Origin of the sequence: Oceaniglobus trochenteri (genome assembly GCF_020529025.1) — a bacterium.
Classification (GTDB): Bacteria; Pseudomonadota; Alphaproteobacteria; order Rhodobacterales; family Rhodobacteraceae; genus Oceaniglobus; species Oceaniglobus trochenteri.
This window is the reverse complement of sequence record NZ_JACNMM010000006.1, coordinates 310,281-336,485: the sequence shown is the minus strand read 5'-3', so window position 1 is coordinate 336,485 and position 26,205 is coordinate 310,281. Positions and strand designations below refer to the sequence as shown.

Here is a 26,205-nt window from a genome sequence, read left to right as displayed (position 1 = left end):
GGTTCCGAGGGCTCACTTGGCGATCTCGTAGGCAATGACGGCGCCCTTGGCGAGGTGACGGGTGAGGACGGCCTTGTCGGCGATCTGCTGGGCACTGGTCTGCTGGGTGACGGCGACGGGTCCGGCGGTGCGCTGAACGACCTGCTGGATCCCATCCTGGGCGAAGGTGGGCTGGTCGACAGTGCTCTCGACACTCTGAGCACTGGCAATCTTCTGGCCGGGCTTGACGCTGTTGCTGACGACATCTGACCTGATTGCCGCGCTTTAAGGGCAAACGTGAAAAGAATGAAGAATGCCCCGGGAAACCGGGGCATTTTTTGTTTTCCGCCTGATTCCCTGCCGCCCTGCGCCCTGTGTCTTTCCGGACAGTCGAAAGCCAGCGCCCATTTCTATGATGCGCAGAGGCAACAGGGCTTTGGCATATGCCGCCAGTTTCGGTGCCTGAGGTTATCCCGATATCCCCGCGCGCAATGAGATTGCTTCCATTTTGTGCACGATCCCAGGTCGCAAAGCAGATTGGGCATTCATTGGCGTTCACTGCAAAAGTTTGTTGACTTCGCAGCCTTTCGTCTGGTTAGTACATACTTAAGTTTGTCTACCAGACTTTCGATATTTCACACAGAGCGCTCCTAGGCCATGAGAGGACAGAATCCATGTCAGAAAAGGTGATCCAGGCTGGACCCGCAATCGGCATCAGAATTAATGCGGTTTCGAGCGATATTGCCCGCTATTCCCGCCAAGGGGATACGTTGATCGTCGAGTTGAAGAATGGCGACCGTATCCTGATCAATGATTTCTATACACCGGCCGAGAACGGCTCGCTTCACAGCCTGATCCTTGGCGATTCGACGGACAGCGGCATTCGCGGCGAACTTGACGGCGAAGGCGGCCTTGGCCTGTCGATGGAGGATCAACAAGCCGCAATGGCTGCTCTTGTCGGGGCCGGGGGTCTTGGCCTGGCAATGAGCGGTGGCAGCAGTGGTGATCCCGACAGCACCGATGGTACGGACGGCACCGATGGGACGGACAGCACCGACGGGACGGACGGTACCGACGGGACGGACAGCACCGATGGTACGGACGGCACCGACGGGACGGACAGCACCGACGGGACGGACGGTACCGACGGTACGGACAGCACCGACGGCACTGACGGCACCGATGGTACGGACAGCACCGATGGGACGGACAGCACCGACGGGACGGACGGCACCGACGGAACGGACAGCACCGACGGGACGGACGGTACCGATGGTACGGACGGCACCGATGGAACGGACGGCACCGATGGTACGGACAGCACCGACGGTACGGACGGCACCGATGGGACGGACGGCACCGATGGTACGGACAGCACCGACGGAACGGACAGCACCGACGGAACGGACGGCACCGATGGTACGGACAGCACCGACGGAACGGACAGCACCGACGGTACGGACAGCACCGACGGGACGGACAGCACCGACGGGACGGACAGCACCGATGGGACGGACGGCACCGACGGGACGGACAGCACCGATGGGACGGACGGCACCGACGGGACGGACAGTACCGACGGGACGGACAGCACCGACGGGACGGACGGCACCGACGGAACGGACGGCACCGATGGTACGGACAGCACCGATGGGACGGACGGCACCGATGGTACGGACGGCACCGATGGTACGGACAGCACCGACGGAACGGACAGCACCGATGGGACGGACAGCACCGACGGGACGGACAGCACCGACGGGACGGACGGCACCGACGGGACGGACGGCACCGATGGGACGGACGGCACCGACGGGACGGACGGCACCGATGGGACGGACGGCACCGACGGAACGGACGGCACCGATGGTACGGACAGCACCGATGGGACGGACAGCACCGATGGGACGGACGGCACCGATGGTACGGACAGCACCGACGGAACGGACAGCACCGACGGGACGGACGGTACCGATGGTACGGACGGCACCGATGGAACGGACGGCACCGATGGTACGGACAGCACCGACGGGACGGACAGCACCGATGGGACGGACGGCACCGACGGGACGGACAGCACCGATGGGACGGACGGCACCGACGGGACGGACAGCACCGACGGGACGGACAGCACCGACGGGACGGACGGCACCGACGGGACGGACAGCACCGATGGTACGGACAGCACCGATGTAACAGACCCCACCAATGGTACGGACATGGGTGACCAGGGTCTGCTCGATCCGATCCTTGCAGACGACGGATTGCTTGGGGACATCACCGGCAACGACGGGTTGCTCGGCGACATCACAGGGTCCGACGGGCTCTTGGGCGATCTGGTCGGAAGTGAATCGCCCATCGGTGATCTGGCCGAAGATCTTCTGGGCCAGCCGGTCCTGGGAGACGGAACGATCACACCCGATGTCGGTCTCACCGATGGTCTTATCGGAGACGAAGGTCTTCTTGGGGACATCACCGGCAATGACGGTGTGCTTGGGGACATCACGGGTTCCGACGGTCTCCTGGGGGATCTGGTTGGCAACGACGGGACGCTCTCTGATGTGACCGGAGCGGACGGATTGGTGGGTGATCTGACCGGAACGGGTACGATCGGCGAAGGCGCCTCGGATCCCGATGCCTCTGGCGGCCTTCTGGACGGTGTCCTTGGGGATGACGGCCTGGTCGGCGGTCTGTTGGGCGATGGCCTGCTGGACGGTGTCGTCGGAGAAGACGGCCTGGTTGGCGGCTTGCTCGACGGTGGCCTGACGGACGGTGTCCTTGGCGATGACGGTCTGGTGGGCGGTCTGTTGGGCGATGGCCTGCTGGACGGTGTCGTCGGAGACGACGGCCTGGTTGGCGGCTTGCTCGACGGCGGCCTGACGGACGGTGTCCTTGGCGATGACGGCTTGGTCGGCGGTCTGCTGGACGGTGTCGTCGGCGATGACGGCCTGGTTGGCGGCCTGCTCGACGGCGGCGTGACGGACGGCGTCCTTGGCGACGACGGTCTGGTCGGCGGTCTGCTGGGCGATGGCCTGCTGGACGGTGTCGTCGGCGATGACGGCCTGGTTGGCGGCCTGCTCGACGGCGGCGTGACGGACAGCGTCCTTGGCGAAGACGGCCTGGTTGGCGGTCTGCTGGGCGATGGCCTGCTGGACGGTGTCGTCGGAGACGACGGCCTGGTTGGCGGCTTGCTCGACGGTGGCCTGACGGACGGTGTCCTTGGCGACGACGGCCTGGTTGGCGGCCTACTCGACGGCGGCCTGACGGACGGTGTCCTTGGCGATGACGGTCTGGTTGGCGGTCTGCTGGGCGATGGCCTGCTGGACGGTGTCGTCGGAGATGACGGCCTGGTTGGCGGCTTGCTCGACGGTGGCCTGACGGACGGTGTCCTTGGCGACGACGGTCTGGTGGGCGGTCTGTTGGGCGATGGCCTGCTGGACGGTGTCGTCGGAGAAGACGGCCTGGTTGGCGGCTTGCTCGACGGTGGCGTGACGGACGGTGTCCTTGGCGACGACGGTCTGGTCGGCGGTCTGCTGGGCGATGGCCTGCTGGACGGTGTCGTCGGAGATGACGGCCTGGTTGGCGGCTTGCTCGACGGTGGCCTGACGGACGGTGTCCTTGGCGACGACGGTCTGGTGGGCGGCCTGCTGGGCGATGGCCTGCTGGACGGTGTCGTCGGAGACGACGGCCTGGTTGGCGGCTTGCTCGACGGCGGCGTGACGGACGGCGTCCTTGGCGACGATGGCCTGGTCGGCGGTCTGCTTGGGGGCCTCTTCAATTCCGACGATAACGGAATGGCCTAATTCTTCTGCTCACGAAACGAAGGTCTGATCCGCAGCATATGCGGGTCAGACACCCCTCACCTGGATACTTCCCTGCCTCTCGGCACTGACTGAACCGGCGGCAATTTATGCCAAGATCGTAAGGTCAGTGCCGAATTTTCACGTTGCTCCCCAGACCGGAAAAGAGCGGATCGCCGGCGCCGCTTTGTCCGCGAAACAAGGCCCGAGCAACATGCGGCAACCGCAACGGGGAAGGCCGATGGCCATTCGGGGGTGAGGCGCAAGCCACGCGGGCGCGCCATTTTTCCAGGTGCCTTCCGCATAAGAAGCGAATTGCCGGACCGAGGAGGGAACGATGAGAATTCTGGCCGTTGACGACAACGAGTTTGTTCGGGCGCTGCTGCCCAGTCTTTTCAGAACCTCCGGCTACCCCCCCATTCAGCTTGCAGATTCAGCCTCGGCGGCCCTTGCCATTCTCGACGATCCGTCTGCCGCCTTCGATTGTCTCATCCTTGATATCGAAATGCCGGGCATGGACGGGATCGAGCTTTGCGCGCGCATCAGGCAAATGCCGCGTTACCGGGATACACCGATCATCATGCTGACCGCCCGCGCCGACGGCCCCTCGATCGAACGCGCCTTCGCGGCCGGGGCAAACGACTATATAATCAAGCGTTTCGACATGAAGGCTTTCACCAGCCGGGTGCATGTGGCCGAGCGCTTCCTGTCAAAGAGCGACGCGAACCTGACCGTGGATCCGGCCCTTCTCGGGGCTGGAGATCCTGCCGGACGACACCCCTTCGACCTGTCCCAGAGTTTTCGGATCAGCGGTGTCGACCGGTTGATCCTGCCATTCTCTCTTGGCAATTACCTGACCCAGCTTCCGGCCAGCGAGATCGAGGTCTGCCGCATCTTTGCAATGCGGATCGAAGATATCGACCAGATCTATCATCGCAGCAACAGCCGTGCATTCGTGGATGTGCTGGCCGGTGTGGTGGGGGCATTGGCCGGAGTGGTCTCAACCTCTCGGCTGTTGATGGCCTATACGGGCGAGGGCACATTCATGTGCATCACGCGCGGCCTGGACCTGCCGGTTGGTTGCCTGCTGCAGGCCGACCTGCGCGGCGCCCTCGGGGCCTTGACGGCGAGATCGGCATTTGGCCCCCATATCCCCGTAGAGGTGCAGGTGGGGAATCCGATCGTTCCCCACGGCATTCGCACGCAGCGCGTCAGAAAATCCTTTGGCCGCGCACAAGAACGCATAAGCCCCCGCCCGGCTGCCCGGCAATCCGCATTGCGCATGGCATAGGGTTCGGTCGACCGACGACCACCACTCTCGCAGGCCAGTGCGGCGGGCCGCTGCCCGCCCAATGCAACCGGCGCGCCCCCGGGATACGAGACGTTCCTTGGGCCATGGCGACCCCAACCCCCCGGAGCATGGCCACGCCGGTGATTGCGGCGACGATCACGTTGGTGCCACCCTGCGCCTTGCCGGTGCCCATGGGGCCCTTGACATCGGGACGATGCTCAGGCTGCCGGGGGCTCCTGAGTTGCTGTTCCCGATTGTCAGGCGGGCGACACGATCCGGAAGGCGGCGTCGACAAGTCGTTTCGTGTACTCGGTCTTCGGGCGTTCCAGCACCTGCGCCGTCGGCCCCGCTTCGACGACGCGGCCGTTCTGCATCACCATCACATTGTGGCACAGCGCCCGCACGACCTTCAGGTCGTGACTGATGAACAGGTAGGACAGGTTATGCTTGCGGCGAAGATCCCTCAGCAGTTCGATGATCTGGGCCTGAATCGACAAATCGAGCGCTGAAGTCGGCTCATCCAGCAGGATGAAATCGGGGGCGAGCGCAATGGCGCGCGCGATGGCCAGACGTTGCCTCTGCCCGCCGGAAAATTCGTGCGGAAACCTGTCGAGCGCCGAGAGCGGCATCTTCACATCCGCAAGCGCGGCCTTGACCCGCTCAAGCCGCTCCGCAGTCGTCCGGCCGATACCGTTCACGATAAGGCCTTCCTCGATGATCTGCCGCACGATCATCCGGGGGTTCAGTGACGAGAAGGGATCCTGGAACACCACCTGCATGCGGGGGCGCAGGGGTTTCATCTGTGACCGGGTCAACCGCTCGATCGGGGTTCCCTGAAACTCGATCCTGCCGGACGTCGGGGTTCTCAGGCGGACAAGGTTCATTCCCAGCGTCGTTTTCCCCGACCCGGATTCGCCGACAATGCCCAGCGTCTCGCCATGGGACAGGCGCAGGGTGACATCCTTGACCGCCTCGATGTCCAGATGCCGCCGGGCGAACAGACCGCCATGGCGTATCCGGTACAGGACGTTCAGGTCGTGGCACTGGAGGACGGCTTCACCATCGCCGGCAATCGGGTCCGGTTCTCCGCTGGGTTCGCTGTCAATGAGGTGACGGGTATAGCTCATTTGCGGATTGGCGAAGATCGCGGCGGTGTCGCCCTGTTCCACCAACTGCCCGTGGCGCATGACGACAACGCGCTCGCTCATTTTGCGGACGACGTTCAGATCGTGGGTGATCAGCAGCATGGCCATGCCGTGCCGTTTCTGAAGCGATTTCAGAAGACCAAGGATTTCTGCCTGCACCGTCACGTCCAGCGCGGTTGTCGGTTCATCCGCGATGAGAAGGTCAGGTTCGTTCGCCAGGGCCATGGCGATCATGACACGCTGTCTCTGCCCGCCGGACATTTCATGTGGATACTGGGCGAATCTTGCCTCGGGGTCTGGCAGATGCACCTCGCGCAACAACTCGATGACCCGGGCCTTGATCGCAGCCTTGGACAGGTCGCGGTGGGTTGCGATGATTTCGCCCAGTTGCTCGCCGATCCGATAGACGGGATTGAGGCTTGTCAGAGGCTCCTGGAAAATCATTGAGATGCTGTTGCCGCGCAGCTTCTGCATCTCTTCATCGCTGTAGCGGGTCAGCTCGCTTTCCTTGAACTGCACGCTGCTTTCGTCGCTCATGCGGGCATTGGGGGCCAGCATTCCCATGATCGCGCGGGCCGTTACCGATTTCCCTGAGCCGGATTCGCCCACGATGGCAAGGGTTTCGCCTTTTGCCAGTGAAAAGCTCAGATCGCGGACGGCCTCGACGCTGCCGGTCACCGTGCGGAAGGTGACAGAGAGGTTGGACAGGGCAAGCAAAGGGGCGGGAGCGGTTTCAGTCATTGGAATATGGGTCCATTGCATCGCGCAGCCCGTCGCCAAAGGCGTTGAAGGCAAGCACCGAAAGAATGATCATTGCAACGGGCGCAAGCATCCACGGCGCCGCGTTCAGGGATTGGAAATCGCGCACCTGGTTGAGCATGGTGCCCCAGGACACCATGGGCGCCTGGACGCCCAACCCCAGAAACGACAGGAAGGATTCTAGAAGGATGACTTCGGGAAGCTGGTAAGTTGCCCAGACGATCACATGGGACGACGTGTTGGGAAGAATGTGGCGAAAGATGATGCGCCGGTCTCCGGCCCCGACGGCAATCGCTGCATCGACGTATTCGGTTGCGCGGATGGAGATGACCTTGCCCCGGATTTCTCGCGAGAGGTCTGCCCACCTGAGCAGCACGAGTATCACCGCGAACATGAGGAATACCGCGATGGGTTCCGCCCTGCGCGGCATCACGGCGACAAGGGCAAGATACAGGGGCAGATCGGGAAAGGACTTGACGAATTCCACAAGCCGCTGGACGACAAGATCGAACATCCCGCCGAAATAGCCCGAAGCGATGCCGATCGAGGTGCCGATCACACAAGAGGCCAGCATGACCAGAACGCCCATCATCAGGGTCGTGCGAGTTCCGTGAATGAGACGTGAAAGCACATCGCGCCCCAGGCTGTCGGTGCCAAGGAAATGCACGTGCTCGCCCGACTCGGTACCGATCAGATGCGTGTCGAACGTCAGTCCGGCCAGCGTCCAGGGGTCGCCCTCAACGAAGAACCTGATCTTCAGAGGGCGCGACCTGTCCGGCGCGAAGATGAGTTCGTAGGTCTGCTTGTCGAATTCCTCGGTGAACGGCAGGACATGGGGCGCCGTCAGGCTTCCGTTCTCATCCAGAACCCGGATGACCTGGGGCGGCGTGTAGATCGCATCGGGGTCCGAGTTCTCGGGGCTGTAGGGCGCGATGAATCCGGCGAAGACCGCAAGAAGAACGACGAAGGCGCAGATGATCATGCCAACCATGCCATAGGCATTCCTGCGCAGCCGACGCCACACCAAGGCCCAGTAGCCCAGGCTTTCCCTCTCGGGCAGATCCTGCGTGCCGGTGGCCTGGTCGGCATTTCCGCTGATAGGTTTCATGTCTGTCCTCCGAATGTCGCGCGGCGGACGCGCGGGTCGAGGAGAGCCAGCGCAAGGTCGGCCAGAACATTCCCCAGGATAAGAAACACCGCAACCATCATGAAGATCGCAGCGACCACATACATGTCGCGTTCCGCGACCGCGCTCAGGATCAGGGGGCCGAGGGTGGGAATCCCCAGCACGATCGCAATCTCGATCTCGCCCTTGATCATGTAATCGAACCGCGTGCCCATGTTCATTATGAGTGGGTGCAGCGCATTCGGAACCGCGTGGCGAAAGACGATCTTGCGGCGCGACAGCCCCTTCGCCCGCGCGGATTCGATGTATTGCATGTTCATGACATCAAGTAGGTTTCCGCGCATCATGCGGGTGGTATAGGCCTGTCCCGCCCAGATCGAGATGAGAAGGATGGGCCAGACATGCAGGAAAAGATCCCACAGCTTTGCGAATGAGAAACCGTCCTGCAACAGATAGCGTGGAGAGTTGAATGCGCCGATGTAGGGTGAATGCCACACAAAAGCGAGAAGGTAGAGCAGGACCAGCGCCATCACGAATTTGGGAATGACGATCCCGACGAAGGCCACCAGCGTTGCAAGGTTGTCGCCCAGCCGGTACTGATGCGTCGCGGCGTAGATACCCAGCAGGGTGCCAAGGGCCTGCCCCACGATCAGTGTGATGAGCGCAAGGCCGATCGTCCTGGGCAGGCGCTGCCCTATGACATCCGTGACCGGGCGGGATTGCGCAAACGACATTGCGAAGTCTCCGCGCAGGACGATCCCGCCCAGCCAGTCGGTGTATTGCCCGACAAAACCCTTGTCGAGACCGAGACGTTCGCGCATGGCTTCGGCCTGAGGCCGCAGGTCATCGGCGCTTTGGCCGGTCATGCCCATGGTCTCGGACATCCACCGGTCCACATAATCGCCAGGCACGGCGTAGATCAGCGCAAACGACACCAGCGACACCCCGAATAACAGCGGGATCGTGGCGATCAGCCTCTTTGCCAAGAAATGCAGGAAAGCCATTCGTCCTCCTGGGGGATCAGGGAAAAGGGGGGGCTCAGCCCCCCGTGATGGTCTCTGGCAGCAGTTCGCCGATCTGCTCGTCCTCGGGCGTCCAGAGCCTTTCGCGGATCACACTGTCTTCCGCCCATTCGAACATGAACACCGGGGTGTCGGGATGTGCATTCCTGATACGCTTGTTGACAAGAAGCGCGCCGGGGAACTGCACCGTGCCGATGGTATAGACGTTCTCGGTAATCAGCCGCTGGATCTGTTTGGCGATTTCTGCGCGTTCCCCGGCATCGGGCGCAGCGACGAAGGCACCGTAGGCGGTTGCCAGTTCGCCTTCGAAGTCAAGCCTGTCGGATTGGTCGGGGTCGGTCTGGTGATAGGAAGGGCAATTCGGCCCGACCGGCAGGCTGGCGCAGGTGTCGCGGGTGGGGATCACCATGGGGACACGCTCGAACGCGGCGGTGAAATTGCCACTTTGCCGCATGGTGTTCAGGTTCGTGGAGTCGGTTCCCCGCACCAGAAGCCTGATACCGACCTCGGCAAGCTGCGCGACCACGGCATCAAGCTGTTTCCTGTCCTCGGGACGGTCGGGCAGATAGATGACATCGATGATCAGGTTGTCGCCCGTGCCGGGAAGGTTGCGGTATCCGTCGCCATCCGTATCGGCAAGTCCGAGACCGTCGAGCAACGCCCTGGCCTTGTCCTGGTCGAAGGGATGAAACACCGTGCTGTCCCGGTCGAAGTAGGGCGATCCGATGGCGAACCCTCCGCTGAAGGGATGGGCAAATGGACCGCGCGCCACCGCGTTGCCGATGGCAGGACGATTGAGCGCATGACTCAGTGCCAGGCGGAATTCCAGTTTCCGAAAGAAGTCGCGCATTTCGGCGTCGACCGGCGAAAGATCGCCCTTGCGGGACAGGTTGAGGTCAAGCCGCCAGCTTAGGACCCGCGGGCCGAACTGGACCGTCACCGGAGCATCGGGCCTTTGCGCCTGCTTCAGGACCTCGACATAGTTGGCGGGGTTCTGAAGGTTCGAAAAGTCGGCCGAACCAGAAATGGTCTGGGTCGTGCGGTCGTCCCAACTGGCCAGCTTGAAATGGACCTCGTTGAAATAGGGCAGCTGATTGCCTGCCTCGTCCACCTTCCAGTAATAGGGGTTGCGCCGCAAAACCACCAGTTCGTCGGGCCGGTACTGTGCCGGGCCCCAGGCACCGAGCACCGGTACATCGACGAGCTTTTCTGCCGGCTGCGCCTCGCGGTAGCTGTCGTAATCGGCCTTGTCGTTGTAGCGCGGATGCTTGTCCTTCAGGATATGCGAAGGACCTGGGCAGCCCAGGGGGAAGGCAAGGCTCTCCATCAGGGTCGGCCCCTGCGGGGCATCGAACGAGAATTCGACAGTGTGATCGTCGACGACGCGCAGTTTGGTGCCCGAACCGAAACTGCCTGCTGGCATACGCGACGATACGTTCGGATCCTCGACGTTGTCTTCCCACCAGAAGCGCACATCCTCGGCGTCGAACGGATCGCCGTCTGACCAGCGCACACCTTGAAGAAGCGACATGGTCAGGACCGTCCTGACGTCATTCCATTCCCAGGATCGTGCGAGGTTGGGCAATGGCCCTTCCTGGTCTTCGGCCTTGATCTGCCAGCGCGGCCCTTGGCGGACCAGGCATTCCTGAATGGCCATGTTGATGCCGCCCCAACCCTGGGATTGTCCGGCGACCCAGTTCCAGCCTTCCGGCCGTCCACCGATGACATGGCGGAACACGCCACCGTATTCGCCTGTACCGTCGGACATCGCGCCTTCAAGGAAGACCAAAGGCTCGGCCGGCAGCCGGTCGGCAAGGGGGGGCAGGGCGCCGGAGGCTACCATGCCGTCAAGGAAGGGGGCCTGGCGGTAAGTCTCCAGTGCACGATAGACATAGATTTCGTCACGGCTCAGCAGGTCGGCCTTCAGACCTGAAAGGCTCTCGGCTTCTGGCAATATTTCCGTTGCTCCGGTCGGCTGAACCGAAATCGCAAGCGCCGATGCGGCGCTCAAAAGCAGATGTCGCATGTAATCCTCCCGTTTTTCCCGATGACTGTTTGATCGGGGTCGTCATGCACCTTGTTTGGGTGCCATTTGATGGGCTTGTTTCACACTGCCGTCATCGCTCCCATCGATATCGGCAACCTTCGAGAATCCCTTCGGCATTTCGCCGAAATCGGGCACCGGCATCATCTCACCTTCCGCCAGCGCTGAATCGCGGGCCACGATGCCGGGTGCGTTGTATCGCGCTGCATCCCATATGTTGTTGGGCGCCTGTTTTCCCGCGCTTGCCGCGCGGCAGAAATCGTGAACCAGGAACTGGTGCGAGCCCATATGGCCGTCCAGCAGGCCGGTGAAACTTGGCGGAAGCGCGTCGGTCGGATGTTCCGGTGCCTTTCCCGAAAAGAACTCCTCCTGTGCGCCCGTGCGTTGCCTTTCCAGCCATTCCTCGGTGCGGATATATGCCTTGTCGCAGGTGAACCGCTTCAGCAGTTCGGCTTCGGTCGTGGCGCTTTCTTCGTGCTCCCACCAGATCGAATGGCGGCTGTTCTGCTCCAGCACGCCCTGGGTTCCATAAATCGAACCGATCACGCCTCCATGGGGCCCCCGCGGCCCGGCTGTCCGCCGGAATTCGTTGACCCGCAGCATTCCGCCGTCGGAGGTTCTGCAAAGCGCAGTCTGGTTGCTGAAGGGGTTGTCCCAGTCGTTGGCGCCGACGCGGAAGATTTCGTCCTCGTGCCGGTCGAGATACCCCAGACAGGAAACCGAGGTGACACGCGCGCCGGTGACCGACAGCACCATGGACGTGGAATGTGTTGGGTAAAGCATCGGGGGAAAGCCCGCCGCGCGCTTCCACTCGGCGCCGCCGCTGTGCTGGAATGCTTCGTAGAACCCGTGTGCCATGTCGTGATAGTAAGCCCCTTCACCATAGACGAAGCGGCCGAAGTCGCCGGCGCGGAACCTGCGGCGGCAGAAGATGGTCGAGGGATAATAATAGCTGGTTTCGCCCAGCACATAGGTCAGCCCGGTTTGCGCAACCAGTTCGGTCAGTTGGTGCAGTTCGTCCAGGGTGACGGCGGCCGGCACCGCGCAGTAAACGTGCTTGCCAGCCTTCAGCGCACGGATGGCACTTGGCCCGTGCAGGTGCCTTTGAGTGAAGATCGCCACAGCGTCAATGTCAGCGGCCAGCATTTCAGCCTCGCTGCCGTAGGCCGTTCTGATGCCAAAATCGCTCTGTGCGCGGGTGACGCGCTCGGGGACCACGTCCGTCACGCCTACTTCGTCGACCTGCGGATGTGCCATGAACAGCGGGATGAATTCCCGGGCAAATGCCCCGACGCCGATGATTCCTACCTTAAGACCCATGATACCTCCCCTGATGGTGGATACAGCGTGGTCCCTTGTCTGGATGAAGACATCTTGAATAATCAAAAAGAGGTCCGGTATATTAAGATATGGAAGAGGAAGCCGGCGACCAGCCCTACATTTTTCAACAAACCGGACTTCGGGGCCGCCGGGGACCGCCCCTGTTGATGGAGCAAGGGCACACCCATTCCGATATCGAAATCAACTACCTGGAATCCGGTCAGGTCGAATACGAGTTCCTTGGCACGCGTGTGACCTGTGGCCCCGGCAAGATGTATATCTTCAGCGGTGTGACCCCCCATCGCACAGTGTCGATTGCGGAAGGCACGATCCTGACGTGGATAACCCTGCCCGCCGTGTTCCTGCACCGCTGGGAACTTCCGAAATGGTTCCTGGACGCCTTGTTTTCAGGCGTCTTGCTGGAGGAACGCAGCGATCGCTCGCTTGAAGTGGACAAGCAGCAGCTTGCGACCTGGCTTGCCGACATGAAGTCGGGACATCCAAAGCTCCTTCAGGTGGCGATCCTCGAGATGCGGGCCCGAATCGTGCGCATGGCCATTCAACGGCACCAGAACCGCATGGTCACGCCCAAAGATTCAAACCGGCACCAGCGGGATGCCTCGATTGCGACGGCCCGTATGAAAAGCTTCATATTCGGGAATCTGGCCAGCCCGATCACGCTTTTCGATATCGCGTCGGCGGCGGGGCTTCACCGGAACTATGCCGGCCAGGTTTTCAAGGGGCAGACGGGTCGGACGCCCATCGCGTTTCTGACGGAACAGCGCATCGCTTTTGCCTGCTACCTGCTTTTGACCAGCGACCGGAAGGTGATCGAGATTTCGCTCGACTGCGGCTTCGGATCGCTCAGCCGGTTCTACGATGCTTTCGTGCGGCACGTTGGTGTGACCCCGACCGCGTTCCGAAGCCGCGATCGGTCGCGCAATCCGGGCAGGTGAACGATTCAAAGCCGGCCTTGGCCGAAGTACCTCTGCCATTGGACGGGGCCTTCATCCGGACCGCGCAAATGGTCGACCCGGTGAACAGCAGGATGAACGGAACGGGCAGGGCGACGTCACCCGGGCGGTTCGTCCCGGATGCGTGCGGCAAGCGGCGCTTTTTGCGCCGCAAGGGATGATTTCTTGGGCATCGGGCGGGCAACCGCGTCAATGCGTGAATGAGATGACGTTGGCCGTTGTCGTTTCCGCTGTCCGGCTTCACACCGCTGAACATGACCGGAGGGCTTACCATTGTTGTCGTCGAAGAGGATCGCGCCCGCGCGATGGCGATCGTCGATGCGCTGAAGGATGCCGGTGACTGCGATGTCTTCGTGATCGGAAACTCCAGCGGCCTCGCGCGCAAGATCGCGGCCCATGCGCCGGATATCGTGCTGATCGACATCGACAATCCGACACGCGACATGATGGAGGAACTGACCCTTGCCTCGGGGCCGCTGGACCGGCCCGTCGCCATGTTCGTTTCCGGGGCCGCGGGTGGCCTGGCGCAGACGGCGATCGAGGCGGGGGTCTCGGCCTACGTGGTGGATGGCCTGTCACCCGAGAGGATCAAGCCGATCATGGACACCGCGATTGCCCGGTTCAGGATCGTGCGCCAGATGCGCAACGAACTGGCCGAAACGCGCCGCGCCCTGGAAGAACGCAAGGTGATCGACCGTGCCAAGGGGCTGTTGATGAAGGCAAAGGGCATCGACGAGGATGCCGCCTATGCCCTGCTGCGCAAGGCGGCGATGGACCAGGGCCGCCGGGTGGCCGAGGTGGCCGAGGCGCTGGCAACCGCCGCGAGGCTTCTGGGATGAAGGCGGTATCGCTTCCGGTTGCCTATATGCCTCTGGTGGATGCGGCGCCGCTGATCATGGCGCAGGAAATGGGGTTTGCCGAGGACGAGGGCATATCGCTTGAACTGATCGCCGCGCCGTCCTGGTCATCGGTGCGCGACATGCTGGCCTTTGGCCGGGTAGATGCCGCACACCTGCTTTCGCCGGTTCCCGTCGCCATGGCCATGGGGCTGGGGGGCGTGACCACCGCTGTTTCCGCCGTTTCCGTGCTGTCGGTGAACGGTAATGTCATCGGAGTGGGAAGGGGGCTGGAAGACAGGCTTCGGGCCGATGGATACCGGTTCGATTTCTCCGACCCGTTGCGCGCGGCGGCGGCACTTGCCCGGGTGGGTGGCGGGCCGCTGACCTTTGGCGTTCCCTTTCCCTTTTCGATGCATGTGGAATTGCTGCGGTACTGGGCCGCCGGTACAGCCCTTGGCCCCGGTGGGATCGAGATACGCACGGTGCCGCCGCCGCTGATGGCGAACGCGCTGGCGGCGGGGGACGTGGATGCCTTCTGTGTGGGGGAACCCTGGGGGTCCTTCGCGGTAGAGCAGGGGGCCGGGGCGCTTTTGCTGCCGGGGCGGGCGATCTGGAATTTCGCCCCAGAAAAGGTGCTGGCGGTGCGCAGCGCCTGGGCCGAAACCGAGCCGGATCTTCTGGGCCGGCTGATGCGCGCGGTCTGGCGGGCCGGGCGATGGGTGTCGAACCCCGACAGCCGCGCCGCCACCGCCGAGATCCTGTCGCGCCGGACATACCTCGACGTCCCGCCCGAGCTGATCGACCGTGCGCTTTCGGGGCATCTGACCCTGTCGCGACGGGGCGAACAGCGGCGGGTCGACCGGTTCCTTGAATTTCACGAAGGCGCGGCAACCTTTCCCTGGCGCAGCCAGGCCAGGTGGATCGCCGCGCATCTGGGGCGCGCGCATCCCGCAACCACGCGCGCGGCGCGGGACGATGCAGCACTTGTGTTCCGCTCGGATCTGCACCGGCGGCATCTTGCGGGCACCGGGTGCGAACTGCCCGGCGCATCGGAAAAGGTGGAAGGTTCGATTCGCCAGCCGATGCTGGTGCCCGCGGTCCGAGGAAACCTGTCGTTGTTGCCCGATGCGTTCTTCGACGGACTGATTTTTGATCCTTCCCGGCCCGGGTGAGCAAATCTTGGGCAATCCGCCCCGCCGAAGGGGGGGCAATGCCGCATTCGGCTTTTCTGCCATGCTGCGCTGCCGCATAAAAAGGATGTCGCCCTGCAATGGCGTGGGGTGACACGAAATTCCTCCCAATGTCAGGGAATTCCTGAGCAAAGCCGCTCGCTTTCCGCCGAAACCATCGGCGGTCAGTGAACGGCTTTTTTGCGTTTATCGTGCCGGCCTTCGCGCCCGGTGCACCGAAAGGACAAGCGATGAAAAACCTTCTTCTGGGGCTTCTGGCATCTGTCGCCTGGACATGCCCCGCGCTCGCCCAGATGGCCGAACTCGAAAAGGACGAACTCACCTTCGGCTTCATCAAGCTGACGGATATGGCGCCACTCGCCGTGGCCTATGAGAACGGCTATTTCCTGGACGAGGGCCTCTTCGTCACGCTCGAAGCCCAGGCGAACTGGAAGGTCCTGCTGGACGGTGTGATCGACGGTCAGTTGGACGGGGCGCATATGCTGGCCGGTCAGCCCCTGGCGGCAACCATCGGCTTTGGCACCGAGGCGCATATCGTCACGCCCTTCTCGATGGACCTGAACGGCAACGGCATCACGGTGTCCAACGAGGTCTGGGAAAAGATGCTGCCCCACATCCCGAAACTGGAGGATGGCCGACCGCAGCACCCCATTTCCGCCAAGGCCCTGGCGCCTGTCGTCGATGGGTTCCGCGAGGAGGGCAGGGCCTTCAACATGGGCATGGTGTTTCCGGTTTCGACCCACAACTACGAACTGCGCTACTGGCTGGCGGCAGGGGGGCTTCACCCGGGATATTACAGCTCCGAGAACGTGACCGGCCAGATCGGCGCCGATGTCTATCTTTCGGTCACACCGCCGCCGCAGATGCCTGCCACGCTCGAGGCAGGCACGATCCACGGCTATTGCGTGGGCGAACCCTGGAACCAGCAGGCCGTGTTCAAGGGCATCGGGGTGCCGGTGATCACCGACCACCAGGTCTGGAAGAACAATCCCGAGAAGGTTTTCGGCATCCGCGCCGAGTTCGCGGCGCAATATCCCAACACCACGCTGGCCATCACCAAGGCGCTGATCCGTGCGGCGATCTGGCTGGATGAGAACGAAAACGCCAACCGCCCTGCGGCTGTCGACATCCTCAGCCGCCCCGAATACGTGGGCGCCGACCGGGAAGTGATCGCGAACTCCATGACCGGGTTCTTCGAATTCGAGAAGGGCGACCGGCGCGACATTCCCGATTTCAATGTCTTCTTCCGGCACCACGCCACATATCCCTTCTATTCGGATGCGGTCTGGTACCTGACCCAGATGCGTCGCTGGGGGCAGATCGACGGGCCCAAACCCGACAGCTGGTACGATGAGGTGGCGCGCAGCGTCTACAAGCCGGAAATCTATCTCAGGGCGGCCCGTCTTCTGGTGGACGAAGGGCTGGCGGACAAGGCCGACTTTCCCTGGGACAGCGACGGTTACAAGGCCCCGACCCCCGCCGCCGACATCATCGACGGCATTCCCTACGACGGCCGCAGACCAAACGCCTATCTCGACAGCCTGCCCATCGGGCTGAAGGGGGCGCAACGGGTCGTCGGCTCGGGTGTCGAAGGCTGATCCCGTTCCGCGCCACCGACCGCATTCCATTCCAGACCGCCGAGGATTCCCCGATGACGACCGCCAATCCCGACTTTTCCGAAACCGCCGACCGCACCGCGCGCCGCGCCCGGCTCTTTACCCGGATCAACACCGCAGACAAATGGTTCCGGGTGCTGGGGCTGTCCTGGATCACCCCTGTCCTCAGGGCGGCTGCCGGTGACAATCCCTCGGCGCAGCTGCGCGAGATATGGCGCCTGCTGGCGGTGCCGCTGCTGGCCATTGCGGCGTTCCTGTTGCTTTGGGGCATGCTTGCGCCGCGTGTGCAAACCTCGCTCGGGGCGGTGCCCGGCCCGGCGCAGGTCTGGGCCGAGGTGGTGAACCTGCACCAGGATGCGCAGGCCAAGGCCGAAAAGCGTGTGAGGTTCGAAGCCATGGTCGAACAGCGCAACCAGCGTCTGGCCGAAGCCGGCCGCGCCGACGAGGTCAAGACCATCGGCTATACCGGCGCGCCCAGCTATTACCAGCAGATCCTGACCTCGATCGGGACGGTCTTCGTCGGTTTCGTGATCGCCACCGCCTTTGCCGTGCCTTTGGGCATTGCGGCGGGGCTGTCACCCACCGCCAATGCCGCGCTCAACCCGCTGATCCAGATCTTCAAACCCGTGTCGCCGCTGGCCTGGCTGCCCATCGTGACGATGATCGTCTCGGCGCTGTCCGCAACGGGCGAGGGGCTTCTTCCCAAGAGCCTCGTGATCTCGGCCATCACGGTGACGCTCTGCTCGCTCTGGCCGACGCTGATCAACACCGCGCTGGGGGTCGCCTCGATCGACAGGGATCTGGTGAACGTCTCGAAGGTTCTGAAGATGAACACCTGGACCAAGATCACCAGGCTGGTCCTGCCCTCGGCCCTGCCGCTGATCTTTACCGGGTTGCGCCTGTCGCTGGGTGTCGGCTGGATGGTGCTGATCGCGGCCGAGATGCTGGCGCAGAACCCCGGACTTGGCAAATTCGTCTGGGACGAGTTTCAGAACGGATCGTCCAGTTCGCTGGCCAGGATCATGGTCGCGGTGCTGACCATCGGGATCATCGGCTTCCTGCTGGATCGGGTGATGTTCGCGCTGCAATCGCTTTTCACCTTCACGAACAACAGGTAAGCGGCATGGGCATTCTTACATTCGAAAACGTATCGCAGAGTTTCGGCACCGGCACCCATGCGTCGCATGTGCTCAGGGACATCTCGCTTGAGGTGGCGGACGGCGAATTCCTGGTCCTTCTCGGGTTCTCGGGCACCGGCAAGACAACGCTGATCAATCTCATGGCGGGACTGGAAAAACCCACATCGGGCCGGGTGACGTTCAAGGGTGACCCGGTGACGGGGCCGGGGCCAGAGCGCGGGGTGATCTTCCAGCGCTATTCGCTGATGCCCTGGCTGACGGTTTCGGGCAACGTGGGGCTGGCGGTCGACACCGTATTCCCCGAACTGTCCAGAGACCAGAAGGCGCAGAAGGTCGCGCATTACGTTGACATGGTGGGGCTGACCCATGCGGCGGGCCGTCGCCCGGCGGAACTGTCCGGCGGGATGCGCCAGCGGGTCAACGTGGCCCGTGCGCTGGCCATGAACCCCGAGATGCTGCTGCTGGACGAACCGCTCAGCGCCCTCGACGCACTGACCCGCGCCAACCTGGCCGACGAGATCGAACATATCTGGCAGTCCGAGCGCAAGACATGCGTCCTTATCACAAACGACGTGGACGAGGCGATCATCCTTGCCGACCGGATCATCGCCCTGAACCCGGACGGCACCCTGGGCAAGGAGTTCAGGGTCGCCCTCCCGCGTCCGCGCGACCGGACCAAGATGAACACCGATCCGGCGTTCAAACGCCTGCGCGCGGATGTCACCGGTTACCTGGTGGACATGGGCATCGAAGCGCGGATCGAGAGCACCCGGACCCTGCCCGATGTCACGCCGATCCATGGGGTGCCGGCGGCGGTGAAGGATGCGCAGAAGGGGATGATCGACGACCGCTTTCTGGACTTCAGCCAGTTGCACAAGGTCTATGCCACGCCGCGCGGACCGCTGACCGTGGTCGAGGATTTCGACCTGAAGATCGACCGCGGCGAGTTCATTTCGCTGATCGGCCATTCGGGTTGCGGCAAGTCGACAGTGCTGACCATGGCGGCGGGGCTGAACGGCATTTCCAAGGGGGCGATCCGGCTGGATGGCTTTCATGTGCAGGGCGCCGACCCCGAGCGCGCCGTGGTCTTCCAGTCGCCCAACCTGTTTCCCTGGCTTACCGCGAAGGAGAATGTGGCGATCGGCGTCGACAAGGTCTATCCGCGCGCCTCGCGGGCCGAGCGTCAGGACGTGGTCGAATACTATCTTGAACGGGTCGGCCTGGCGGGGGCGATGGACCGGCCCGCCTGCGATCTGTCCACCGGTATGCAGCAGCGCGTCGGGATCGCCCGCGCCTTCGCCCTGTCGCCCAAGCTGCTGTTGCTGGACGAACCCTTCGGCATGCTCGACAGCCTCACCCGCTGGGAATTGCAGGAGGTTCTGATGGAGGTCTGGAGCCGTACCAAGGTCACCGCGATCTGCGTGACCCACGACGTGGACGAGGCGATCCTGCTGGCCGACCGGGTGGTGATGATGACCAACGGGCCACAGGCGACCATCGGCAAGATCACCAAGGTCGATCTGCCGCGCCCACGCACCCGCAAGGCCCTGCTCGAACACCCCGATTACTACGACTACCGGCAGCAGGTGCTGGAATTCCTCGAAGACTACGAACACGGCGCAAAGCCGAAGAAACCGGCCCCCGGGGCCATGGCTGCGGAGTGAACGCGATGAAACGGAAACTTGTCATCATCGGTGCGGGCATGGCGTCGGGCCGTGTCATCGAACACCTGGTCGAAACGGCACCCGATGCCTACGACATCACGCTGTTCAACGCCGAACCGCGCGGAAACTACAACCGGATCATGCTGTCTCCGGTCCTGTCGGGCGAACAGACCTATGCCGATATCGTCACCCATGACGATGACTGGTACGCGGCGCAGGGCATAACCTGTCGTTTCGGCGAACACGTCGTCAGGATCGACCGGGCCGAGAAACTGGTCATCGGGCAGAACGGGCCGGTTCCCTATGACAAGCTGATCGTCGCCACCGGGTCTGCGCCCTTCATCATTCCGGTGCAGGGCAAGGATCTGCCGGGGGTCATCACCTACCGCGATCTGGACGACACCAACGCCATGATCGAAGCGGCCGGCAATGGGGGCAAGGCCGTCGTGATCGGCGGTGGCCTTCTGGGCCTCGAGGCGGCGGCCGGGCTGGCCCAGCGGGGCATGGAAGTCACCGTGCTGCACCTAATGGGCCACCTGATGGAACGCCAGTTGGACCCGGCGGCGGGCTATCTTCTGCGCCGCGACCTGGAAAAGCGGGGCATTGCCATCAGGACGCAGGCCTCGACGGCGGCAATCCTGGGGGACACCCGCGTCGAGGGCGTTCTGCTGGAAGACAAGACGATGCTGGAGGCCGATCTGGTGGTGATGGCCGTCGGCATCCGGCCGGAAACGCGGCTTGCCAACGATGCCGGGCTTGAGGTGGGGCGCGGAATTGTCGTCGATGCGCAGATGCGCACGACCGGCGATCCCGACATCCACGCCGTGGGCGAATGTACCGAATACGACGGCCACCTCTTCGGCCTGGTCGCGCCGCTTTACGAACAGGCCAGGGTTCTGGCGCGGGCGCTTCTGGGAGAAGCCGAGGATTTCGTCGTGCGGGACGTGGCGACGAAGCTGAAGGTCACGGGATGCAACCTGTTCAGCGCGGGCGACTTCGCCGAGGCGCCGGGGCGCGAGGATATCGTGTTCCGCGATCCCGCCCGCGGCATCTACAAGCGGCTGGTGATCGAGGGGACAAGGCTTGTCGGTGCGGTGATGTATGGCGACACCGCCGATGGGAACTGGTTCTTCCAGCTGATCAAGGACGCCACACCCATCGACGAGATGCGCGAGACGCTGATCTTCGGGCCGTCCTTTCAGGGGGGCTCTTCCGCGGACCCTCTCTCAGCCGTTGCAGCATTGCCGCGTGATGCGGAAATCTGTGGCTGCAACGGCATCTGCAAGGGCACCATCATCGACGCGATCGAAGCGGGCGCCAGGGATCTGGGCACGCTAAGGGCCCGGACCAAGGCCAGCGCGTCCTGTGGAACCTGCACCGGGCTTGTCGAACAGCTGCTTCAGGTTTCGCTGGGCGAGGATTTCCAGGCACCGGCGGCACAGCCGGTCTGTGGCTGCTGCGATCTGACCCACGACGATCTGCGCCGGCTGATCAAGTCGCGGGCCCTGAAAAGCCAGGAAGCGGTCTGGCAAGAACTGGGCTGGAGAACGCGCAACGGCTGTCATGTCTGCCGCCCGGCGGTGAATTTCTATCTTCTGGCAGATTGGCCGCAGGAGTATCGCGACGATCCGCAAAGCCGTTTCGTGAACGAACGCCGGCATGCCAACATCCAGAAGGACGGCACCTTCAGCGTCGTGCCGCGCATGTGGGGCGGCATCACCAACCCGGCAGAACTGCGCGCCATCGCCGATGCGGCGGACAAGTACAACGTGCCCACGGTGAAGGTTACGGGGGGCCAGCGTATCGACCTGCTGGGCGTGAAGGGCGAGGATCTGCCCCACATCTGGGCCGATCTGAACAAGGCGGGGCTGGTGTCCGGTCACGCCTATTCCAAGGGGCTGCGCACGGTGAAAACCTGTGTCGGCACCGATCACTGCCGGTTCGGCACGCAGGACAGCACCGGTCTTGGCATCCGGCTGGAACAGATCCTCTGGGGGTCCTGGACGCCCCACAAGGTAAAGCTGGGCGTGTCGGGCTGTCCGCGCAACTGCGCCGAGGCGACTTGCAAGGACGTCGGCATCATCTGCGTGGACAGCGGATACCAGGTTGGCGTCGCGGGCGCGGCGGGCATGGACGTGAAGGAAACCGAACGCCTGGCAGATGCGACCACCGAACAGGAGGCCATCGAGCTGACCGTGGCCTTCGTGCAGCTCTACCGCGAGAACGCCAGGTATCTGGACCGGCCTTACAAGTGGGTGGCGCGGGTCGGGCTGGAATGGGTCCGGGCGCGGGTCGTCGACGACATGGAAGAACGCGCCCGCCTGATCGCGGCCTTCGAACTGTCGCAATCCATCTACCGCAAGGACCCCTGGGCGGAACAAGCGAAAGAGGCGCAGCGTTTCCAGCCGCTGGCCGACCTGACACTGGAGGCTGCGGAATGAACTGGATCGACATCGGCGCACTGGAAGACATTCCCCTGCGCGGCGCCCGCAGGATCAAGACGGCACTGGGCTGCGTCGCGGTGTTCCGCACCGGAGCGGACGAGATTTTCGCCGCCTCGGACAGTTGTCCGCACCGGGGCGGGCCCTTGTCAGAGGGGATCGTGCATGGACAATCCGTGACATGCCCCCTGCACAACTGGGTCTTCGACCTGAACACCGGGCAGGCGCAGGGCGAGGACGGCCGGCTGGACATCTTCCCGGTGCGGATCGAACGGGGCCGGGTCCTGATCGAGGGGGCGCGGCTCACCGCGCGGAGCGCCGCGTGATGGACGGGGCGGGCCTGCCCGAAACGCGCTCGACCTGTCCTTACTGCGGGGTGGGATGCGGCGTGCTGCTGCGCCCGGACGGGCAGGGGGGGCTGCACCTGCGCGGCGATCCGGACCATCCGGCGAATTTCGGGCGGTTGTGTTCCAAGGGCGCGGCCCTGGGTGAAACGCTGGATCCACGGCGACGGCTTCTGACGCCGCGCATGGACGGGCGCGTTGCGGGCTGGGATGCCGCGCTGCAACGGGTGGCGGACAGGTTTTCGCACACCATCGCCGCGCATGGGCCCGACAGCGTGGCCTTCTATGTCTCGGGCCAGATGCTGACCGAGGATTACTACGTCGCCAACAAGCTGATGAAGGGCTTCATCGGATCGGCCAACATCGACACCAATTCGCGGCTTTGCATGGCGTCCTCGGTCGTGGGCCACAAGCGCGCCTTCGGCACCGATACCGTGCCCGGCACCTATGAGGATATCGACGAGGCGGATCTGGTCGTCCTGGTCGGTTCGAACCTTGCCTGGTGTCATCCGGTCCTTTACCAGCGGTTGCTTGCCGCACGCCGGACGCGGGGCACCAGGATCGTCGTGATCGACCCCCGCCGCACGGCAAGCTGCGATGGCGCGGATATGCACCTTGCCCTGCAACCGGGCAGCGACGTGGCGCTGTTCAACGCGCTTCTGGCGGCGATCGCGGACGCCGGCGCCATCGATCATGCCTTTGCCGCCCATGTCAAAGGGGCCACGGCGGCCCTGGCCACCGCGCGGCAGGACGATGCCGCCGTCACCGGGCTGGAGCCTGCGCAGATCACGGCCTTCTGCCGGCTCTGGATCGAAACCCGGAAGGTCGTGACGGTCTATAGCCAAGGGGTGAACCAGTCGAGCTCCGGGTCCGACAAGGTAAATGCCATCCTGAACTGCCATCTGGCCACGGGGCGGATCGGAAAGCCGGGCTGCGGCCCCTTCTCGGTCACCGGGCAGCCCAATGCCATGGGCGGCCGCGAGGTCGGCGGTCTGGCCAACACCCTGGCCTGCCATCTGGACCTGGAAAACGCCGATCACCGCGCCGCCGTCTGCGAATTCTGGAAGGTGCCCCGTGTGCCCAGAGGTGCGGGGCTGAAGGCTGTCGACATGTTTCGCGCGGTCGGCAGCGGGCAGATCCGGGCTCTTTGGATCATTCACACCAACCCCGCCGTATCCATGCCCGATGCCGACGCGGTGCGCGATGCCATCGCCGCCTGCCCCTTCACCGTGGTCAGCGACATCACCGCCGGCACCGATACCGCCCGGCTGGCCGATGTGCTGCTGCCCGCCACCGCCTGGGCCGAAAAGGACGGCACCGTCACCAATTCCGACCGCACCATCAGCCGCCAGCGCAGTGTCCTGCCCCCGCCGGGGCAGGCCCGCCCCGACTGGGCCATCCTGGCCGAGGTGGGCCGCCGCATGGGGTTTGGCCAGGCTTTCGACTATGCCGGGCCGTCCGCGATCTTCCGCGAACATGCCGCACTTTCCGGAATTGCCGCCGGGTTCGGGCTGGATTTCGACATCTCCGCGCTCGCCCGGATTTCCGACGCGGAATACGATTGTCTTGCCCCGCAACGCTGGCCGATTGCCAGGGGGCGCAGAGGCGGCAGGTTCTTCGGTGACGGGCGGTTCTTCCATCCCGACGGCAAGGCCCGCATGCTGCCTGTGGCATGGAAGCCGCCCGCCGCCCGGACAAGCGCGCGCTTTCCCTTCCGGCTGAACACGGGGCGGTTGCGCGATCAGTGGCACACCATGACCCGTACCGCCCTCAGCCCGCGCCTTGCGGCCCATCTGCCCGAGCCCTTCCTGGAAATCCATCCCGGTGACGCAGGGCGTCTGGGGGTCGGCGCGGCCGACCTGGTAAAGGTGACCAGCCCCGAGGGCACCGCGATCCTGCGCGCGCGCATCTCGGACGCGGTGCAACCCGGGCAGGTCTTTGCCCCGATGCACTGGACCGCGGAAACGGCCCCCACCGCCCGCATCGATGCCGTGATCGCGGCCGCCACCGATCCTCTCTCGGGTCAGCCCGAAAGCAAGGCCGCGGTCGTGGCCGTAACCCGTTTTGCCGCCGCCTGGTACGGCTTCGCGGTGTCGCGGGGGGAAATGGCGCCCGACTGCACCTATTGGGCCCAAAGCCGGACCCACACCGGGTATCGTGCGGAACTGGCAGGATGCACGCCGGTTGCCGATTGGGAAGCGGAAGCGCGGCGGTTTCTGGCGCTGCCGGATGCCGAGGCGGCCTCGGTCATCGATGAAAGACGGGGCGCGGCCCGGATCGTCCTGCACCGGAATGGGATCATCTCTGGCGCCCTCTTCGCGGCGTCTGGGCCGGTTGCGGCGATGCGGGATTATCTGGCAACCCTGCCCGGCACCGACAATGCGCAGGCCCTGACCGGCCGCCCGCCTGCCGACCGGCCCGACCCGGGGCCGGTGCTCTGTGCCTGTCTTGGCATCGGCGTGAACAGCATCGTCGACGCGATCGAAACCCGGGGCTGCACCACGGTCGAGCGGATCGGTGATATGCTGGGGGCGGGCACGAACTGCGGCTCCTGCCGCTCGGAGATCGCGGAACTGCTTCGGAACACCCGCCACCGCGAGGCCGCAGAATGAGCCTGGCAGAACATGTCCGCATCCTGGGCCGGGGGCCGGGACGCTCGCGTTCGTTGACCCGGGCCGAGGCGCAGGAGGCGATGGCGCTGATGCTGGCGGCGGATACCGCCCCCGAAGCCGTTGGTGCCTTGCTGATGCTGTTGCGCATGAAGGGCGAAACCCCAGACGAGATCGCGGGCCTTGCCGCGGCCGCGCAGGCCGCCCTGCCAGGCTGCCCGCATGCCGATCTGGACTGGCCCAGCTATGCCGCCGGACGCACCCGGGGCGCACCCTGGTTCCTGATGTCGGCCCGGCTGGTGGCCGACTCGGGGCGGCGGGTGATGCTGCACGGTTGGAACGGGACCGATCCGAAGGTGCGCGACGGGCTGGCGGTGGCCGGGATCGCCCGGGCCCGCAGTGTGGACGAGAGCGCCGAACTGCTGGACCGTGACGGCATTGCCTATCTGCCCCTCGAAATCGCCCATCCGGCCTTGTTCCGCCTTCTGACCCTGCGCGAGGTGCTGGGCCTGCGGTCCTGCGTCAACACGGTGTGCCGGATGTTGAACCCCGCGCGCGCACCTGCCGGCGTTCAGGGCGTGTTCCACCCCTCATACCGATTGCTTCAGGCCGATGCGGCGGCGCTGCTGGGCTGGAAAAGCCTGACCGTGATCAAAGGCGGCGGGGGCGAGTTCGAGCTTAACCCCGCAAAGGAAACCGTCACCTTCGGGCTACGCGATGGGGCGCCCTGGCAGGGCAGCGTGCCGCCCCATGCCGCGCAGGCCGGGCCCGCGCCGGGGCATGACGTGGAAATTGTCACCGAAACCGCCGCGCTTGCCCTTGAAACCCTCGGCGTGCCCGAAGGCCGCCACGCTGCCGCCCGCCTGTGGCAATCCCGCCACGCGCGCCACCCTGCCTGACAGG

Annotated in this window: 17 protein-coding genes and 1 pseudogene; 13 read left to right on the top strand and 5 right to left on the bottom strand. The window is 64.1% G+C overall.

The window, feature by feature from the left end; all coding sequences use genetic code 11:
• The 3 genes and pseudogenes from H7828_RS12675 to H7828_RS12660 all read left to right on the top strand — a co-directional run.
• Nucleotides 1–249 (top strand): annotated as a pseudogene (locus tag H7828_RS12675) (hypothetical protein); the annotation flags it as partial.
• A gap of 404 nt (nt 250–653) precedes the next feature.
• The gene (locus H7828_RS22735) at nt 654–3,782 is read left to right on the top strand and encodes a BapA prefix-like domain-containing protein (protein ID WP_245398684.1); all 3,129 of its coding nucleotides are present in this window, start codon (nt 654–656) and stop codon (nt 3,780–3,782) included.
• A gap of 334 nt (nt 3,783–4,116) precedes the next feature.
• A complete protein-coding gene (locus H7828_RS12660; RefSeq protein ID WP_226781408.1) occupies nt 4,117–5,070 on the top strand; it encodes a response regulator in 954 nt (317 codons plus the stop codon).
• A 257-nt stretch (nt 5,071–5,327) separates the two neighbouring features.
• Here H7828_RS12660 and H7828_RS12655 read toward each other — a convergent pair whose 3' ends face one another.
• The 5 genes from H7828_RS12655 to H7828_RS12635 are packed head-to-tail and all read right to left on the bottom strand — an operon-like array spanning nt 5,328 to nt 12,552.
• Nucleotides 5,328–6,956, bottom strand: coding sequence for an ABC transporter ATP-binding protein (locus tag H7828_RS12655; RefSeq protein ID WP_226781407.1), 1,629 nt, complete (start codon nt 6,954–6,956; stop codon nt 5,328–5,330).
• On the bottom strand, nt 6,949–8,082 hold the full coding sequence (locus tag H7828_RS12650) for an ABC transporter permease (RefSeq protein ID WP_226781406.1): 1,134 nt from the start codon (nt 8,080–8,082) through the stop codon (nt 6,949–6,951). The genes H7828_RS12655 and H7828_RS12650 overlap by 8 nt, the downstream gene beginning before the upstream one ends.
• Nucleotides 8,079–9,104, bottom strand: a complete 1,026-nt coding sequence (locus tag H7828_RS12645; RefSeq protein ID WP_226781405.1) for an ABC transporter permease — start codon at nt 9,102–9,104, stop codon at nt 8,079–8,081. Before H7828_RS12645 ends, H7828_RS12650 begins: the two co-directional genes overlap by 4 nt.
• A 34-nt stretch (nt 9,105–9,138) precedes the next feature.
• Nucleotides 9,139–11,148: an ABC transporter substrate-binding protein gene (locus H7828_RS12640; RefSeq protein ID WP_226781404.1), complete on the bottom strand. Its 2,010-nt coding sequence runs from the start codon at nt 11,146–11,148 to the stop codon at nt 9,139–9,141.
• Nucleotides 11,149–11,190: 42 nt separating this feature from the next.
• Complete coding sequence (locus tag H7828_RS12635) at nt 11,191–12,552, bottom strand: Gfo/Idh/MocA family protein (protein ID WP_226781403.1); 1,362 nt, start codon at nt 12,550–12,552, stop codon at nt 11,191–11,193.
• A gap of 23 nt (nt 12,553–12,575) precedes the next feature.
• Between H7828_RS12635 and H7828_RS12630 the strand changes: the two genes are divergently transcribed.
• From H7828_RS12630 to H7828_RS12585, 10 genes are all read left to right on the top strand, one after another.
• Complete coding sequence (locus tag H7828_RS12630) at nt 12,576–13,442, top strand: helix-turn-helix domain-containing protein (RefSeq protein WP_226781402.1); 867 nt, start codon at nt 12,576–12,578, stop codon at nt 13,440–13,442.
• A 272-nt stretch (nt 13,443–13,714) separates the two neighbouring features.
• Nucleotides 13,715–14,299, top strand: coding sequence for an ANTAR domain-containing response regulator (locus tag H7828_RS12625; RefSeq protein ID WP_226781412.1), 585 nt, complete (start codon nt 13,715–13,717; stop codon nt 14,297–14,299).
• The gene (locus H7828_RS12620) at nt 14,296–15,471 is read left to right on the top strand and encodes an ABC transporter substrate-binding protein (RefSeq protein WP_226781401.1); all 1,176 of its coding nucleotides are present in this window, start codon (nt 14,296–14,298) and stop codon (nt 15,469–15,471) included. Before H7828_RS12625 ends, H7828_RS12620 begins: the two co-directional genes overlap by 4 nt.
• A 248-nt stretch (nt 15,472–15,719) precedes the next feature.
• On the top strand, nt 15,720–17,087 hold the full coding sequence (locus H7828_RS12615; protein ID WP_226781400.1) for a CmpA/NrtA family ABC transporter substrate-binding protein: 1,368 nt from the start codon (nt 15,720–15,722) through the stop codon (nt 17,085–17,087).
• A gap of 53 nt (nt 17,088–17,140) precedes the next feature.
• Nucleotides 17,141–18,223: an ABC transporter permease gene (locus tag H7828_RS12610; protein WP_226781399.1), complete on the top strand. Its 1,083-nt coding sequence runs from the start codon at nt 17,141–17,143 to the stop codon at nt 18,221–18,223.
• Between the two features lie 5 nt (nt 18,224–18,228).
• Nucleotides 18,229–19,908 carry an ABC transporter ATP-binding protein gene (locus H7828_RS12605; protein WP_226781398.1) on the top strand — a complete coding sequence of 560 codons (1,680 nt, stop codon included), beginning with the start codon at nt 18,229–18,231 and terminating at the stop codon, nt 19,906–19,908.
• 5 nt (nt 19,909–19,913) lie between these two features.
• The gene (nirB, locus tag H7828_RS12600) at nt 19,914–22,349 is read left to right on the top strand and encodes a nitrite reductase large subunit NirB (RefSeq protein ID WP_226781397.1); all 2,436 of its coding nucleotides are present in this window, start codon (nt 19,914–19,916) and stop codon (nt 22,347–22,349) included.
• Complete coding sequence (gene nirD / locus H7828_RS12595; RefSeq protein WP_226781396.1) at nt 22,346–22,675, top strand: nitrite reductase small subunit NirD; 330 nt, start codon at nt 22,346–22,348, stop codon at nt 22,673–22,675. Before nirB ends, nirD begins: the two co-directional genes overlap by 4 nt.
• Nucleotides 22,675–25,305 carry a nitrate reductase gene (locus H7828_RS12590; protein ID WP_226781395.1) on the top strand — a complete coding sequence of 877 codons (2,631 nt, stop codon included), beginning with the start codon at nt 22,675–22,677 and terminating at the stop codon, nt 25,303–25,305. Before nirD ends, H7828_RS12590 begins: the two co-directional genes overlap by 1 nt.
• Nucleotides 25,302–26,201, top strand: coding sequence for a glycosyl transferase family protein (locus H7828_RS12585; protein WP_226781394.1), 900 nt, complete (start codon nt 25,302–25,304; stop codon nt 26,199–26,201). Before H7828_RS12590 ends, H7828_RS12585 begins: the two co-directional genes overlap by 4 nt.
• Nucleotides 26,202–26,205 lie beyond the last annotated feature (4 nt).